Annotated in this window: 12 protein-coding genes and 1 pseudogene; 11 read left to right on the top strand and 2 right to left on the bottom strand. The window is 59.7% G+C overall.

Translation table 11 applies throughout. From position 1 onward, the window contains the following. Positions 1–106 precede the first annotated feature (106 nt). Positions 107–919 carry an N-acyl amino acid synthase FeeM domain-containing protein gene (locus ACILRC_RS12355; RefSeq protein WP_395669673.1) on the top strand — a complete coding sequence of 271 codons (813 nt, stop codon included), beginning with the start codon at positions 107–109 and terminating at the stop codon, positions 917–919. On the opposite strand, the gene ACILRC_RS12350 is transcribed toward ACILRC_RS12355, so the two are convergent. Beyond that, positions 909–3,872, bottom strand: coding sequence for a putative bifunctional diguanylate cyclase/phosphodiesterase (locus ACILRC_RS12350; RefSeq protein WP_395669672.1), 2,964 nt, complete (start codon positions 3,870–3,872; stop codon positions 909–911). The genes ACILRC_RS12355 and ACILRC_RS12350 overlap by 11 nt on opposite strands. Before the next feature lie 1,038 nt (positions 3,873–4,910). Between ACILRC_RS12350 and ACILRC_RS12345 the strand changes: the two genes are divergently transcribed. The 10 genes and pseudogenes from ACILRC_RS12345 to ACILRC_RS12300 all read left to right on the top strand — a co-directional run. Beyond that, positions 4,911–5,615 (top strand): hypothetical protein, encoded by a 705-nt coding sequence (locus ACILRC_RS12345; RefSeq protein WP_395669671.1) that lies wholly within the window; start codon positions 4,911–4,913, stop codon positions 5,613–5,615. Between the two features lie 322 nt (positions 5,616–5,937). Next, positions 5,938–7,575 carry a methyl-accepting chemotaxis protein gene (locus tag ACILRC_RS12340; RefSeq protein WP_395669670.1) on the top strand — a complete coding sequence of 546 codons (1,638 nt, stop codon included), beginning with the start codon at positions 5,938–5,940 and terminating at the stop codon, positions 7,573–7,575. Positions 7,576–7,652: 77 nt separating this feature from the next. Next, the gene (locus ACILRC_RS12335) at positions 7,653–8,360 is read left to right on the top strand and encodes a GntR family transcriptional regulator (RefSeq protein WP_395669669.1); all 708 of its coding nucleotides are present in this window, start codon (positions 7,653–7,655) and stop codon (positions 8,358–8,360) included. Positions 8,361–8,411: 51 nt separating this feature from the next. Continuing rightward, positions 8,412–9,353 carry a dihydrodipicolinate synthase family protein gene (locus tag ACILRC_RS12330; RefSeq protein WP_395669668.1) on the top strand — a complete coding sequence of 314 codons (942 nt, stop codon included), beginning with the start codon at positions 8,412–8,414 and terminating at the stop codon, positions 9,351–9,353. 9 nt (positions 9,354–9,362) lie between these two features. Then, positions 9,363–10,382, top strand: a complete 1,020-nt coding sequence (locus ACILRC_RS12325; RefSeq protein WP_395669667.1) for a sialic acid TRAP transporter substrate-binding protein SiaP — start codon at positions 9,363–9,365, stop codon at positions 10,380–10,382. Between the two features lie 3 nt (positions 10,383–10,385). Further along, positions 10,386–10,865, top strand: a complete 480-nt coding sequence (locus tag ACILRC_RS12320; protein ID WP_395669666.1) for a TRAP transporter small permease — start codon at positions 10,386–10,388, stop codon at positions 10,863–10,865. Next, a complete protein-coding gene (locus tag ACILRC_RS12315) occupies positions 10,862–12,172 on the top strand; it encodes a TRAP transporter large permease (protein WP_395669665.1) in 1,311 nt (436 codons plus the stop codon). The genes ACILRC_RS12320 and ACILRC_RS12315 overlap by 4 nt, the downstream gene beginning before the upstream one ends. Before the next feature lie 74 nt (positions 12,173–12,246). Next, a complete protein-coding gene (locus ACILRC_RS12310; RefSeq protein ID WP_395669664.1) occupies positions 12,247–15,201 on the top strand; it encodes a type I restriction-modification enzyme R subunit C-terminal domain-containing protein in 2,955 nt (984 codons plus the stop codon). A 14-nt stretch (positions 15,202–15,215) separates the two neighbouring features. After that, positions 15,216–16,547: a restriction endonuclease subunit S gene (locus ACILRC_RS12305; RefSeq protein ID WP_395669663.1), complete on the top strand. Its 1,332-nt coding sequence runs from the start codon at positions 15,216–15,218 to the stop codon at positions 16,545–16,547. Between the two features lie 31 nt (positions 16,548–16,578). After that, positions 16,579–16,695 (top strand): annotated as a pseudogene (locus ACILRC_RS12300) (AAA family ATPase); the annotation flags it as partial. 15 nt (positions 16,696–16,710) lie between these two features. On the opposite strand, the gene ACILRC_RS12295 reads toward ACILRC_RS12300, so the two are convergent. Further along, a partial coding sequence (locus tag ACILRC_RS12295) for a hypothetical protein (protein ID WP_395669708.1) occupies positions 16,711–17,006 on the bottom strand: 296 nt, incomplete at its 5' end.

The following is a 17,006-nucleotide window of genomic DNA, read 5'->3' as shown; positions in this document are numbered from 1 at the left end:
CGGGTAGATGGGCTGAATAAACGGGTGATTGTTCGAGCTTTTCCCGGGTTTTGGGCTGTACACCGACCCCTAGACTAAGGTTCACTTTTTGGTCTAGGAGCGCACGATGAAACCCACCGCAAGCACACTGAATACGCCCAAGCACACCGAAACCCTGCCTTTCGTGGTGCGCATGGCGCAGCAGTCAGAACTTCGTGATGTGGCAGCGTTTCGCGCTGCCTCCTACGGCAAACATCTGCCAGACGTTGCCCGCGGATTGATCGACCCCGAAGGCTCCGATTACGACCTCGGTTGCGAAGTCATCGTGGTGCGCTCCAAGCTCGACGACAGCTTGCTGGGCACCATGCGCATGCACACCAATGTTTTCAAGCCCTTGCCGCTGCAAGCGTCCATCCATCTTGGTGACCGCTTTCGGCAGAAGCGCATGATGGAGACAACCAGGCTGTGCATCAAGGGCAGCCCCAACGCATCCCTAGTGCGCACTGCCATGTTCAAGGCCCAGTTTCATTATTGTCTGGAAAATCGGATCGACTGGATGCTGGCGGCTGGTCGCCGACCGGTTGATCGAATTTATGAAAGCCTGTTGTTCGCTGATGTTCTCGAGCCCGGTCGCTTCTATCCAATGCGCCACGCCGGTGGAATCGGTCACCGCGTGATGTGCCTCTCGCCGCGCGAAGCGCTCAAGATGTGGAGCGTGGACCACCCTTTGCATGTATTCATCATGGGAACGGACCATGGCGATATGGACATGAGCGCGGCGACACCATTGAATTTTCCGTGGATTTGCCCTGAAGGGGAGTGCGCCCCCGACAGCGCAGGTGTCGCTCAAGACCACGCTGCGCCAGTGAGCCGTTACGACTACGCACAAAACCCAACTTTGGAAGCTGAGCTATTTGCACCCATCCGGTTCAATGGATGAGGCCGTTGTTCGGCGGATCGAACAGCGGCAGGTTGCGGTCTTCCACGGTGTGCAACTGGGTGATGAACGCAAGAATCTCCCCGTCTTCAATGAAGTCCGCGCATGACTTGGCGGTGAGCAATCTCTCTGGCATGACCGGCCGACTGATTCCGTAGCCCTGCGCGTAATCGATTCCCGCATTGACCAGCGCCTTGATGGTGGTGAGGTCTTCGGCGTACTCGCCGATGGACTTCATGCCCAGGCTGTTGACCAAGCTGCCGATGGCATCGATGATGGCAAGTCCCGCGGTGCTGTGTGCAGCTCCCTTGACCAAGGAGCCGTCGATCTTCAGCGCATCCACAGACAAATTGCGCAGGTACCCGAATGACGAGTAGCCGGCACCAAAGTCATCAATCGCCACCTTGGCCCCCAGCGAGCGCAGCCTGTCAATAAACCGCTGCACATTGGTGATGTCGGTGAGCGCGACGGACTCGGTGATCTCAATGCACAGCAGTGAGACGATGTGGGCATGCTGCTCAAATAGCGCAAACAACTCGTCGGTGAAGGCTTCGTCGTTAAGTGAACCACCTGAAAGATTGATGCTGATGAAGCGCGTGTTGCTTAACTCACCCAGATGCGCTTCGATCCAGGCGATGGCAGTGGTCATCACCCATCGGTCGATGATGGCGGTTTTTCCGTGCATCTCAGCCGCCTCGATGATGACGCCGGCGGAGATCACGTCGCCATCGAGCTTGCGCATGCGTATCAAAACCTCGAAATTCAATGATTCAAAGGGCTCAGTCAAAGAAATCTCTGGCTGCATCATCAAGAACAGGCCTTGTGGCACTTCACCGCGCTCAAGGTAAACGAGTACCTCCAGCTCCTCTTTGTGGGAGCGGAAGAAGTTGTTGTCAGACTCCATGACCAGCAGCCGCTGTGCTGGTCGCTTTTTTGCCATGCGGCACAAAGTATCCGCGGCAGAGATCACCTCCTTGAGCGGAGCGTCCTTGAAGCGGTCGGTACCTACCAAGCCAGCCGACACATTGAGGCTGAAGCGTTGCCGGCCAATCTGGTAGGGCTCCGATGCGATGGATTTGATGATGGACTCGCACTGCGCAGTGGCCTGGGCTACGTTGCAATCGGAAAAAGCGATAACAAATTCGTCCCCACCTACGCGTGAAAGCATGGCCTCGGTGCCTACGACCATCTGCATGCGGTGACAGACCTGCTTGAGCACCATGTCACCGGCTGAATGTCCGTACAAGTCGTTGATCAGCTTGAAGCGATCCAGGTCGAAGTAGGCCAGGGCGGCGGGTTGGCGGGCCAACCGACCTAAGGTACGTGAGATACCCCGCAGGTTCAGGCACTCCGTCAGCGGGTCGTGGTTGGCCAAAAACTCAAGTCGCTCGGTCGCGATGAAGCGCTCCGTGATGTCCTGCAAAGTACCTTCCACCGTGTTGCCATCCATGGTGGAGGCCTTGATGGCAAACCACCGGTCTTGGCTTTTCTGGGCGTCGTGGACTTTTGTTTGAAGCTCGATGAAGCGCGACTTGGTGCCGTACAGGCTCGCCAAGTCGAGCGTCACCCTGCGTTCAAAAATCTGGGATACCTGGGTGGCTTTGTCCAAGCCCAGGGTACGTAACATTTTTCGAAAAGACGGATTCGCGTTCAGGATGGCGCCGGTGGCGGAAATAGAAAACAAGCCGATGGGCGAGTCCTCGTAGGCGGTACGCAGTACACGTTGGGCCTCTAGCTTTTCCAGCCGGTCGGCACGCATGTGCTCCGCAACAGCGGCGGCCACCAGCAGTGCGGCCGCCAGGGCACCTGTGGCACTGTTCAATGCACTTGACAAGGTGAGGACGCCAAAAGATGCCGCCAACACCTCGTTGAGGCTAGCGATCAATGTGACGACGATTGACGCGGCGTACCAGATGGCCACCCGGGATCTCGCAGTGCGCAGGATATGGAACAAACTCAGGACGCCGACCGCAGCACCAAGGGATACAAACACCCAGAGCCACTGCAGCAGCTCTTCAAAAGACATGAAGAAACACAGGACCGGAAGCACAATTGCAGCAAGCTGCATAACGGTTAGCGACACATTGGCCCTCACCGCTGCGAGTTCGCTCTTAAAGAGCAGACCAAACATCGCAACCGTCATCGAGAAGAACAGACAAGCGGTCCATTTCCGCGACTCGATCAAGAGATCCGGTCCGAGCCCCAATCCAAAGAAATAGAAATCGGTTCCTTCCGAAATCGCCGCCATCCGCATATTCAAGATCAGCCAGCCCACAAACGCCCAGTACAGCCAGCTGCGGTTGATCAAGGCGGTAATCAGCATGGTCAGTGTCAGGACCCCGATGCCCGCTTCCAGCAGGCTGCCGGTCAGTTCATACCCCTTCTGGGCGCGGGCAAGGGACATGGGGTCCCAGGCCTTTGCTGAAATCTTCGCCGGTCCGCGAAAAGCGCCGCGGCACAGCACATGGTTTACCCCCTCCAGGCCAGATGCCGCAATTGCGAATCCCGCCTGGCTGTGCTGAAAAGCGCCTTCCACCGCGCTGCGGTCACCGCTGCCTATGAGGCGGTCGGTCTTGCTGTCCCAGCACGTCATTTGGGAGGTGTGGCGTGAGGGGAACTCCAGAATGCTGCCAACGCCATTTCTGGCGACAGGCGCCTGCACCAGAAACCAGAAATCGTTGGTGCTGAGCTCGGTTTTGAATGAGCCCACGGGTTTGGCTAGCAGCACTTCGCGCAGCACCGCGTCCGCGGTGCCTGCCGCATGGGACTTGGGTTGTTCCCATACCTGGATCGGGAGAGTCTCCCCGGCAGGGTAATTGGCTTGTGCCACCTGCCAAGCCAAGGTGCCCACCGACACCACCACCAGCAACCCTGGAAACACCAGCGTACCCAGCCAGTTCAGGGCGTTCTCGATGACGGCCTTCACCATTGAAAAGGGATTGGGTTCAGAGTGCATGCCAAGCCAAGGGCCCAAAAAAAGCGGACCAAGGGTCGCTCCTGTGGTCCGGTGTCCAACGGGTTATTCTGTTTAGAGCACATCGTAACCCATTATCCGAGCCGCTTGCACCTGTGGTGAAGGCCCGCCCCGGCGCGTCGCGCTCACATCCTGGAGCGCCGGCACGGGTGTGAGTTAAAGTGCATTGCAACAAAACACGGAGGCAATATGCAAGCTGTCCAGGGAGCAGGGAGGCCACTGTCTAAGTGGTTCGTGTTTGGCGCCTTGGCGCTATTGAGTTGGAGCGCCACAGCCTCCGAGTTTTCGGTGGGGTCGGTTGACGTCAAGTTTGCAGAGGAGGGCTGGCAATCTTTGGCGCTTTCAGACACCAAACGACCTTACGGCGGTGACCGAGTTGGCGCCTTGGTTGTAAGTTCAAAGGTTTTTTGGCGAGACCACGCTGCGTCTGGGGGGCTGGTAATCGTGGTTGTCAACGCAACCAATGGTGGCACCGGTCCTGGCTACATGACATACGACAGACCCTGCAAATCCGATGACTCCATTTATCGCGAAGGCAACTCTGGTTTCTCTAGATCTTCGAAGTGCTTGGTCGTAACCCCGGCTTACACAGCCAACTCGGTGCTAAAAGAACTGGCGCCGGACCTGATCGCATTGCGCGACGCCGGCTCTTTGGTTGTAGGTACGCAGCTTTTTGTCATCTTGAGCCGGCACGCAGTCGCTAGTGGAACAGATGTGGAAGTTCAGGTTTTTTTATCTTTGCCTATCGCAACGGACGCGAGTGCACTTGGGCAAGCAGTCCCCCAAGGGGTTCCGCCTGGACACCTTGTCTGGGGGCGTGAGTTGATGAACGCGGTTAGCAAAAGTGTCCATTCCATTTCTGGCCGCCTGGCATTTCCGCCCATTCCGTGAGGTAGTCTGAGGCCCCAAACAAGATATGGTGGTGCGTAGAGCCTTTGCTGGGATGCACTGAGCCGCTATTGGTTCTCGGTAGGCGGAGTTTCGTCAGTTTCAGTTCCGCCACAAAAAAAGGGAAATACTATGAAATTCAATCAGGGGGCGTGCATGCTGGTTCGGCGGTGGTTGGTGTGTGGTGCGTTGGCACTGTGGAGTTTGAGTGCGGTCGCCAACGATTTTTCGGTCGGCTGGATCAATATCAAGTTCGCCGAGCCAGGCTGGAAGTCCTTGCCGCTAGCTGACACCAAGCACACCTATACAGGCGAAATGACCGGCGCCTTGCCGGTACAGTCCAAAGTTTTTCTACGAGATTCAGCAGCAGGCGCTCAGGTTATCGTGGTGGTACGCGCAACACCCGGCGGATTGGACGAGGGCTGGATGGAATACTCTCCCTCGTGCAAGTCAGACAAGATGATTTATCGCGAAGGTAACACTGGGTTCAATACAACATTCGTTCAGTGCCTGATGGTGGCACCCGCCTTTGAAAGTACCTCCTTGTTGCAGGATTGGGAGCCAGAGTTGATTGCCTTGCGCGACGCTGGAAAGCTGGTACTTGGGAAGGAGCTGTTTCTGATCAGCAGCTACCACGCGGTGTCGACCGGTGCCCTCATAGATGTTCAGGTTTTTCTTCCACTCCCAATTGCGGCCGACGCCGGACATTCTTTCTCGCATGTCGTACCAGACCGGGTGCTTCCGACCCATGTTGTTTGGGGGCGCAAACTGAAAGAAGCTGTCAGGAGTACCGCCCACTCGATTTCTGGGCGCTTGGCATTTCCACCCGTTCCCTGAGGAGTCTGGCAAATCAAACCAAATGTGTTGGTGCCAAGACCAATTGCGAGAAGGCCCAAAGCCACTGTGAGTACGCCTTGCGGGCGGAGCCTAATCTGCATCAAAGGACGCATCCTCAAATGCTTGCTTCTGGGCAGCGAGTCCGTTCATAGTTCACACCTGCGGCACATCTCTGCACATGCCAGCAGCGTGCCAAGTAGGTAGTCCTAGAATGCTTCAGCGCGAACGCTCGCCTTAACGCACACAGTTTATGGCTGTAGATATGGCTCGCAGCGGCGCCATCCCAACGTCTGCGGCGCATCAAGATAAAGGACGGTAAACCATGAATTTTCTCTCTCCGATGCGGCATTTCACGATTCGGGCACGCATGTTGGGCGCAATCGGCGTGGTTTTGGGGCTGTTGGGATTGCTGGGCGGTGCGGGCATGTTGGGTATGTTTCGCATCCACGGGATGAGCCAGGAGTTCATGCACCACTCGTTTGCCGAGGTGACCCACCTGGCCGAGTTGCGTGGCGAGATGGGGGCGATTCGGCAGCATGAGAAAGACATGATCATCAGCTACGAAAACCCCCAGGCGGTTTCTGCGGCCTACGCCAAATGGATCCAAAGCCAGGACAAGGCCAAGTCGATTGCCAGCCAGTTTTTGGAGGGTGAGGAAGACGTCGATAACCCGGTGGTGCGCGACATCATCAAGCGCCTGGACAGCTACCGTGAGATGTTTGCCAATGTCGCGCGCCAGCTCCAGGCCAGCGGCTACGACACCGCTACTGTGGCCAACCGCATGAGTGCCAAGGCGGTAGATGAGTTTGCCCAGGCCGACAAACTGATGACCGAGCTGGATCGCGTGCTGCGCGAGGAGGTCACTAAGTCGGTGGCCGAGCAAGACGCGGTGTCCGCCCAAACGCAGTGGCTGTTTGTGCTGGCGGTGCTAATCACCGTGGTCGTGGTGGTGCCCACCACGATCATGAATATGAACTCCATTTGCCGCCCGTTGGAGGACGCTCGCAGGATGGCGCAGGCCATTGCCGGAGGTGACCTGTCTACGCAGATTGCCGCAGAGGGTAAGGACGAGGTGGCCGACCTGCAGCGGGCGCTGCGCGACATGCAACAAGGCCTGAGCGCACTGGTTGCGCAAGTGCGCGACGCCAGCGGCAACATTGCCAGCGCCAGCCAGGAGATCGCCAGCGGAAACCAAGACCTGTCCCAACGCACTGAACAGACCGCCAGCCATGCGCAAGAGGCCGTGTCGTCCCTGTCGCAGCTGACGGCCAATGTGCAACAAACTGTGTCTTCTTCGCAAATGGCCAACCAGTTGGCCGCCTCTGCGTCCCATGTGGCCCAGCAGGCCGGTGGCGTGGTGCAGCAGGCGGTTGCCAGCATGCAAGAGATCTCTGCGTCGAGCCGCAAGATCGGCGACATCATCGGTTTGATCGACTCCATTGCCTTCCAGACCAACATCCTGGCGCTCAACGCGGCGGTCGAAGCTGCCCGTGCGGGAGAGCAGGGCCGTGGCTTTGCGGTGGTGGCCAGCGAGGTGCGCAGCCTGGCCCAGCGTTCTGCCGCTGCGGCCAGTGACATCAAAGGCTTGATTCAAAGCAGTGTGGCGGCGGTGGATGGCGGGGTGCGCCATGTCGAAGGCGCTGGCACCGCCATGAGCGACATTGTGAGTAGTGTGCAGCGCGTGGGAGACATCATTGGCGAAATCACTGCGGCCGCATCCGAGCAGTCTGCGGGCATTGGCCAGGTGAATCAGTCGGTCGGCGAGATCGACCGCATGACCCAGCAAAACGCCGCCTTGGTAGAGGAGTCCGCCGCTGCGGCGGAGTCGCTGCGGGAGCAGGCGGCACGCTTGTCCCAAGTGGTGCAGCAGTTCCAATTGGCCGGTAACGCGCAAACCGCGCAGCCGGTCAAGCGCACTGTCGCGCTGGCACAGGCGGCGCAACCCAAGCGCTTGCGCTGACCCGTTTCGCGCTGACCTGGTTGCGGGTAAACACGGGGGCGCTCGCGTTTGAGCGCGCACTAACATGTTAGTGCGCTATGTCCACCCCACTTGCCCAATCCCTGCGCGCCCGCGCCTACGAGAGCTTTCGCCAGCAGATTCTGCGGGCGCACATTCGGCCCGGGCAATTCGTGTCGCAGCGCGAGCTGGTGCAGCTGCTGGATATGCCGCTGGGCGCTGTGCGCGAGCTGATTCCGCGCTTGGAGGCTGAAGGCCTTTTGCGCACCGTGCCGCAACGGGGCCTGCAAATCGCCCACGTGGACCTCAAGCTGATCCACAACGCATTCCAGTTGCGCGCCATGCTGGAGCGCGAAGCGGCGCTGCATTTTGTGCAGTCCGTCTCGGACGCCGATTTGGCCGACATCGAGCAAGCCCACTTGGATGTGGTGCACCAAGCCGAGGCTGGCCCGATCACCGACGCATTGCTCACCCAAGCCACCTCGGTCGATTGGGGCTTGCACGACCTGATGATCGATACCTTGGGCAACGAGCTGATCTCCCAGACCTACCGCATCAACAGCCTGCGGGTGCGGCTGATTCATTTGGAGCGCTCCACTTTGTCTGCCGAGGTGCTGCTGCCTGCGATGCAGGAGCACCTCAACCTGATTGACGCCCTGAAGTCGCGCGACCCCTCCTCGGTGGCGGCGAAAGTAGCCTTCCACATCCACAGCGCGCACCAGCGGGTGCTGGGGCAAGACCGGCGGGTGCTCGGCGCGCCCAGGCTGCATGCCACTGCGACGCACTGACCTTTGCCACCACCGGCCCATCCACCATCCCCAGCCGTCCACGGAGTTCCATTGACCACCCCACTGACCAACCCCCGCAATGGCTTCCAAGGCATTTGGCCGGCCATGCTCACACCGCTGGATGCGCAGCTCCATATCGACCAAGCCGCGCTGGCCGCGCATGCGCAAGCGCTCATCAATGCGGGCTGCGGCGGCGTCACTGTGTTTGGCACCACCGGCGAAGGCCCCTCGTTCTCGGTGGCCGAGCGCAAGCAGGCCATCGAGCAGCTCATCGCCCGCGGCATTGCGGCCGAGCGCATCATGGTGTCCACCAGCTGCGCTGCGTTGGTCGACACCCTGGAACTCACCCGCCATGCGGTGGCGCTGGGCGTGCACGGCTGCTTGGTGTTGCCCGCGTTCTACTTCAAAGACGTCAGCGACGAAGGCATCCTCAACGGCTACATCCAGATCATTGAGGGTGTGCAACGTACCGACTGGCGGCTGTACCTGTACCACATACCGCAAGTGATCGGGGTGCACCTCAGCCACCATGTCATCGCCGAATTGCTAGCGCGCTACCCACAGATAGTGGTGGGCATCAAAGACAGCAGCTGCGACCGTGCCCACTCGGTGCGGCTGGCGCAGGCCTTTATGCCGCCCTTGACGGTGTATGTGGGCTTTGAGCCGGATTTGCCCACCTTGGGCGCCATGGGCAGCACCGGTGCCATCAGCGGTTTGGCTAATTTTTTGCCGCGCACGGTGCACCGCATGGTGCTAGCCCCCCAGGCAGCGGGCACCGCGCAAGACGCATCGCGGGTCGACGCCACCCTGGAAGCCCTCAAGCCCTACGCGCTGATCCCGGCCCTGAAAAGCGTGATGGCCACCTTGCGCGGCGAACCCGGCTGGTTGCGGGTGCGCCCACCGCTGGTGGCCCTGACGCCCAGCGCCCATACCGAACTCACCGCGCAGCTGCAGCGCGCGCAACTCGGCACCGATTTCCCCACCCACCCCTAGGAGACAACGATGAAAACCATTTCTTCCACCCGCCGCAGCCTGCTCGCCACGGGCGTGGCCGCGTTGGCCACCGGTGCTGCGCTCAGCCTGGGCACGGCCGCATTGGCGCAGACCAAGGTACCGATGCGCATTTCCACCCCCGCCGTGCCCGACGACTGGCACGCCAAGATGTGGACGGTGTTCAAAGATGCGCTGGATGCCTCGTCGCCCAACCAGTTTGACACCCAGATCAATCTCAACGCGTCGCTGTTCAAGCAAGGCACCGAGCCGGCTGCGATGGCGCGCGGCAACCTGGAGTTGTCGGCTATTTCCGCGTTCGACATGGCCAAGCTGGTGCCCGAGTTTTCGATCTTTACCGCGGGCTACGTGGTGCGTGACCCGGCCCACCAGCAAAAGGTGTTCAACGGCCCCATCGGCGAAGGCCTGTTCAAAACCGTCTCTGAAAAAATGGACGTGACCATCTTGGCCACCGCCTACCTGGGCACCCGCCAAGTCAACCTGCGCGAGGTGCGCAACGTGCGCACGCCAGCCGACCTCAAGGGCGTCAAGCTGCGCATGCCGGGCACCAAAGAGTGGCTGTTCTTGGGCGAAGCCTTGGGCGCTACCGCCACCCCCTTGGCCTTTGGCGAGGTGTACCTGGGCCTCAAAACCGGCACCATCGACGGGCAAGACAACCCGCTGCCCACGGTGCGCGCCGCCAAGTTTTACGAAGTGACCAAGCAACTGGTGCTGACCAACCATTTGGTGGACAGCATCTTCATTGCCATCTCCAACAAAACCTGGAACGCGCTCACCCCCGCGCAGCGGCAAAACGTGCGTGCTGCAGCCCAGGCCGCAGCGCAGTACAACAACGAGAACCGCATCCGCGAGGAAGGGCAAATCGTCGACTTCTTCCGCCAGCAGGGCCTGCAAGTCACCACGCCGGATGTGGACGCCTTCCGCAAGGCAGTGCAAGAGACCTACGCCAAGTCCGACTACGCGCAGGTCTGGCCCGCCGGTTTGCTTGATCGCATCAACGCCACACGCTAAGCCATGCGTTTTTTGAAGCGGGCCGCCGACGCGTTCGGTGGCCTGATTTTTGTGTGCCTTTTCTGTACCTTCTTGCTACAGATCGTGGCGCGTTTTGGCTTCAACAAGCCGCTGCCCTGGACCGACGAACTGGCAGTGATCTTGTACCTCTGGGCCATTCTGTGGGCGGCCGCCATCATGGTGCCCGACCGCGAGCATGTGGTGTTTGACCTGGTCTGGAACAGCGTGAGCACCGCCACCCGGCGCGTGATGCGCATCGTCGGCAACCTGATGATCGGCGGCCTGGCGCTGTGGGCCATTCCCGCCAGTTGGGACTATGTGCACTTCATGCGGCGCGAAACGTCGCCGGTGCTCGACATCTCGTTCCAGTGGATCTTTTTGCCCTTTGTGTTGCTGCTGGTCGCGCTGGTGGTGCGCAGCGCCTGGGCGATTGGCGAGGCCATCCGGGGCCGGGGGCTGGACGTGCAAAGGACCTTGTCATGAGCTTGGCGCTGTGGGCCTTGGTGGGTGTGGTGGTGTCGGGCATGCTGCTGCGCATGCCCATTGGTTTTTCGATGCTGATGGCTGGTGTGGCCTACCTGATCGTCAAAGGCCAGGACCTGGGGCTGGTGGCCGAGCAGGTGAGCAACGGGCTGTACAACAGCTACGTGCTGCTGGCGGTGCCGCTTTTTGTGTTTGCCGCCAACATCATGAATGCGGGCACGGTGAGCGAGCGCATTTTTGACTTCTGCCGCATCTTGGTGGGGCGCATGCGTGGCGGGCTGGCGCAGGTCGATATCTTGGTGAGCGTCATTTTTTCTGGCATGAGCGGCAGCGCCATTGCGGATGCGGCCGGCCCCGGGCTGGTGACCATCAAGCAAATGCTCAAGAAGCCCGAGTATTCGCCCGGATTTGCCGGCGCGGTGGTGGTGGCCAGTGCCACCCTGGGCCCCATCATTCCGCCGTCGATCCCGATGGTGATTTACGCGCTGGTGTCGGGCGCGTCGGTGGGTGCCTTGTTCTTGGGTGGCGTGGTGCCCGGCGTGTGCATGACGATATTGATGATGTGCGTGGTGCACGTTATTGCGCGCAAGCGCAACATGCCCCGCGAAGACCCGATCCCCCTGCGCGAGTGGCCCAACATCGTGTTTCGCGGCGCGCTGCCCTTGTCGATGCCCATCGTGCTGTTGGGCGGCATTTACTCGGGTGCCTTCACGCCCACCGAAGCAGCGGCGGTAGCGGCCTTGCATGCGCTGGTGCTGGCGGCCTTTGTGTTCAGGGCGCTGAGCTGGCGGGCGTTTGGGGCGGTGGTGCTGGAGTCCACCCGGGCCAGCGCGGTCATCACCATCATCTTGGCGGGCTCCTTTGTGCTCAATTACGCCTTCACCTCCGAGGGCGTGCCCCAGGCCATGGCCGCGTGGGTGGACAGCCTGGGCTTGAGCCGCTTGCAGTTTTTGTTCATGGTGAACGCGCTGTTCCTCATCTTGGGTTGCTTTCTGGATGTGTCTGTGCTGCTGCTGGTGTTTGTGCCCATGCTGCTGCCGGCGGCCAAGCTGCTGGGCGTGGACCTGGTGCACTTTGGTGTGCTGGTGGTGCTCAACATGATGATCGGCCTGATCCACCCGCCCTTTGGCATGCTGCTGTTTGTTATCAAGGCGCTCACCGGCATTCCGATTGGCGCCATGATGCGCGAGGGCTGGATGTTTCTGGTCATGCTGCTGTTGCTCTTGGTGGCGATTACCGTGTTCCCCGACATCGTGCTCTGGTTGCCCCGCACCATGGGCTACGGCACCGCGGCGCCGACTGGCTAAGGCGCTGTGCCTGCCGCTTGCAGCCTGCCGCTGGCGCGCGTGTCTCACCTAGAATGAAATCGAAGGGGGTGGGAATGACGCCAGAGCAAAAAGCCAGGGCCGGTATCGATCAGTTGCTTGTCGCGGCAGGTTGGCACGTTTGCAACCCGGCCGACGCCAATTTGCTGGCCGGGGACGCTGGGGTGCATGGCGTTGCCATTCGCGAGTTTGCGCTGCAAAGCGGCTTCGGCTTTGCCGACTACCTGCTGTATGTGAATGGCAAGGCTTGCGGCGTCATCGAGGCCAAGAAGCAGGGCGCCACACTGCGCGGCGTAGAGCTGCAAAGCAGCCGCTACGCCCAAGGCCTGCCCCGCACACTGCCCGCCTGGGCGCGCCCGCTGCCCTTTGTGTGGGAAAGCACCGGCGTGGAAACCCACTTCACCAACGGCCTGGACCCCGAGCCGCGCGCCCGACCGGTGTTTGCCTTCTTTCGCCCCGAGTTGCTGGTGCAGTGGCTGCAATCCGTTCGGGCTGAGCCGGTCGAAGCCCACCCTTCGACAAGCTCAGGGCGAACGGAGGTGGGCTCAGGGCGAACGGAAATGGGCTGGGAGGGAACGCATGTGGGCTCAGGGCGAACGGAGGTGGGCTCAGGGGGAAGGGTGGAGGAGCCGAGGCTGCCCTATGTTCCGCAAGGCACTTTCCTCGCTCGCATGCAGAACATGCCCCAGCTGGTGACCGAGTGGGGCAGCGGTGGCGCGCACTATGCGCTGTGGCCTGCGCAAATCAGCGCCATTACTAACCTGGAAAAAAGCCTGGCCGCCAACAAGCCCAAGGCCCTGATCCAAATGGCCACCGGCAGTGGCAAAACGTTTACCAGCATTGGCTTCATCTACCGGCTCATCAAGTTTGGCGGCGCACGCCGCGTGCTGTTTTTGGTAGACCGGGGCAACCTGGCCCGCCAGACCAAGAAAGAGTTTGACGCCTACGCCAGCCCCTACAACAACTACAAGTTCGGCGAGGAGTACATCGTCCAGCACCTGCAGGGCAACCAGATTGATACATCGGCCCGCGTGGTTATCTGCACCATCCAGCGCATGTTCAGCCTGCTCAAGGGGCGCGAGCTGGGGGAAGAGGCCGACGAAGAATCGACCGAGAAGATAGAGGCCCTGTTCAAAGACCCCGAGCCCATTGGCTACAACCAGGCCATACCCATCGAGATGTTTGACATCGTCGTTACCGACGAGGCCCACCGCAGCATCTACAACCTGTGGCGCCAGGTGCTGGAGTACTTTGACGCGTACCTGATTGGCCTGACCGCCACGCCCAACAAACAGACCTTCGGCTTCTTCAACCAAAACCTGGTCATGGAATACGGCCACGCCCAGGCGGTGGCCGATGGGGTGAACGTCAACTACGACGTGTACCGCATTGAAACCGAGGTGAGCGAGCAGGGCGCCAAAGTAGACAAAGGCTTCTGGCTGGAAACGCAAGACAAAGCCACCCGCCGCAAGACCGCCTGGCAGCTGGACGACGACTTTGAATACCAGCCCGAAGAGCTGGACCGCGCCGTGCAAACGCCCGACCAGATCCGCACCGTGGTGCGCTCCCTGCGCGACCGCTGGCAGGCCGACATGTTCCCCAGCCGTACCGAGCTACCCAAGACGCTGGTGTTTGCCAAAGACGACAACCACGCCGAAAAAATTGTGGAAATCTTGCGCGAAGAGTTTGGCCGCGGCAACGAGTTCGCACAAAAGATCACCTACCGCAGCGCCCAGGGCGGCGGCACCAGCCCGGAGCAGCTGATTAAAGACTTTCGCACCGGTTACTACCCGCGCGTAGCGGTTACGGTGGACATGATCGCCACCGGCACCGACATCAAGCCGGTGGAGATCGTCGTCTTCATGCGCAGTGTCAAAAGCCGCAGCTTCTTTGAGCAGATGAAAGGCCGTGGCGTGCGCGTGTGCAACCCCACGGACATGGCGCAGGTCAACCCCAGCCCGGACGGCGTGGGTGTGAAGAAAGACCACTTTGTCATCGTCGACTGCGTGGGGGTGTGCGAGCGCGACAAAACCGACAGCCGCCCCATGGACAGCAAAAAGAGCGTGCCCCTGGACAAGCTGCTGCAGGCGGTGAGCCTGGGCAATGTGGAAGACGAAGTGCTGAGCAGCATCGCCGCTAGGTTGGCCCGGCTGGACAAAGACGCCAGCGACGCCGACCGCGCCAAGGTGGTGGAACTGAGTGGCGGCAAAACCCTGCGCGACCTGGCGCGCGGCATTGTGGAAGCACTTAGTCCGCCCGACGAAATAGCCGTTCGCCCTGAGCTTGTCGAAGGGCTGCTAAGAGACGCAACCAAGCCCTTCGCCTCGCCAACACTGCGCGAACAGCTACTAAAAATGAAGCAAAAGGCCGACCTAGTCATCGACGTGGTCACACAAGACAGCCTGCTGCACGCCGGCTTTAGCGAAGGCAGCGACCGCGCCACCGCGCTGGTGCAAAGCTTTGAGCAATTCATCGCCCAGCACAAAGACGAAATCACCGCGCTGCAAATTTTGTACAGCAGGCCCACGCGCGCGCCGCTGAAGTTTGAAGACGTCAAAGCTTTGGCCGACGCCATGCATGCCCCGCCGCTCAATATCGACGAAGGCGCCCTGTGGCAGGCCTACGCCACCCTGCGCAAAGACAAGGTCAAAGGCGCCAAACAGCGCCGCCTGCTCACCGACCTGGTCAGCCTGGTGCGCTTTGCCATGCAGCAGACCAACGAGCTGGTGCCCTACCCTGAACGCGTGCAGGCCAACTTCAAAGCCTGGCTGGCCCAGCACAATGCCGCAAAAACCTCCGTTCATGCTGAGCCTGTCGAAGCATTCACCCAAGAACAAATCCACTGGCTAGAAATGATCCGCGACCACATAGCCGCCAACCTTGGCATTGAGATAGACGACTTTGAATACGCGCCGTTCAACACCGAGGGCGGGCTGGGCAAGGTGCACCAGCTTTTTGGTGAGGAGCTGCCTAAGGTGATTGAGGAATTGAATCGGGAGTTGGCGGCGTGAGTTCGGTAACGGTTATGGGTGACGCGACTCAAAACTGGGCTACGCGCACCATTGGAGAGACCGGGAAATACATCAACGGCTTGGCCTTCAAGCCCACGGACTGGGGCGATGAGGGCATGCCCATCATCCGAATACAGAACCTCACCAGCCCCACGAAACCACTGAACAAAACTACACGCGCGGTTGATCCCGCCTACGTCGTGAACCCCGGCGACATATTGGTGAGTTGGTCCGCGACGCTTGACGCATTCATCTGGAATCGCGAGCCTGCCTTGTTAAATCAGCACATCTTCAAAGTGGTACCGGACACGTCTGTTGTCACGAAGAAGTTTCTCTTTTACACGCTGAAGAAGGCCATCGCGGAGATGATCAAGTCTGAGCACTTGCATGGATCCACGATGAAGCACATCAATCGCGGTCCATTCCTCGCGCACAAGATTGAGGTTCCCACACTGAAAGAGCAAGACGAAATCGTCGCCGAACTCGAAAAACAGTTCTCCCGCCTCGACGAAGCCGTCGCCAACCTCGAACGCGTCAAAGCCAACCTCAAACGCTACAAAGCCTCCGTCCTCAAAGCCGCCGTCGAAGGCCGCCTCGTAGAAACCGAAGCCAGCCTGGCCCGCCGCGAAGGCCGCACCTACGAAACCGGCGAACAGCTTTTGCAGCGGATTCTTGATGAGCGGCGTGCGGGCTGGACTGGCAAGGGCAAGTACAAAGAGCCAATAGCGCCAGTGACAGACGAACTGCAAGCGTTGCCCGAAGGCTGGACTTGGGCCACGATGCCTCAACTCGGTGAGTTGAATCGGGGCAAATCAAAGCACCGTCCGCGCGATGACAAAGCACTGTACGGCGGCCCATTTCCCTTTATTCAGACCGGCGATGTGCGCCGCTCGGATGGCTCCATCACAGACTTCACACAGACGTACAGTGAGTTTGGTCTTACACAAAGTCGGCTGTGGCCGCCCGGTACGCTGTGCATCACTATCGCCGCGAATATCGCCGAGACGGGCATTCTGAAATTGAAAGCGTGTTTCCCTGACAGCGTTGTTGGTTTCATTCCGCACCTTGGATCGCCAACTGTTGAGTACGTTGAATGCTTCATCCGAACTGCGAGAGATGGTCTTGACCGCTTTGCGTCAGCGACTGCGCAAAAGAACATAAATCTGGAAGTTCTGGAAGCGGTTGCCATCCCGACACCGCCGTTTGCTGAACAAATCCGAATCGTCGCTGAAGTCGACCGCCACCTGTCCATCATTCGCGAAGTCGAAGCCGAGGTCGACGCCAACCTCCAGCGCGCGCAGGCTTTGAGGCAGGCAACGTTGGCTAAGGCGTTCTTTCGCCCTTAAGAAGTTACAAAGTACAACAGGGATGTCCTAAATGAAGCTCACCAAACTCACACTCGAAAAGTTTAAGAAGGTCGATAAGGTGGACATCGAACTACAAGGGCTTAATGTTCTTGTGGGTGGAAACAACGCGGGGAAGAGTAGTGTCCTTCAAGGCGTTCACTTCTCAGTCATTGCCGCTATCGCGTCCAGGCAAGCAGGTCGAGACACCTTTACGCAAGAATCGCTGTTGTATTGTCCATCTAGATCGTTCGAATCCCTCAGGCACGGACCGGGCTACACGAACCAAACGCATTTTGGGCACTTGCGGCTGGTTGCTGAAACGCCAGAGGATGTGACCTGCCCCCCATAAACCGTACCAGCCAAATTTCCAAGAAGTCCATCCACCCGGAGAATGATGGACATGAGAACAAGCAAATTCAGCGAAGAGCAGATCATTGGCTTTCTGCGCCAGGCCGAGGC

Source organism: Rhodoferax sp. (genome assembly GCF_044236835.1).
Classification (GTDB): Bacteria; Pseudomonadota; Gammaproteobacteria; order Burkholderiales; family Burkholderiaceae_C; genus Allorhodoferax.
Note: the sequence above shows the minus strand (reverse complement) of the source record. Positions and strands in the feature narration are given on the sequence as shown.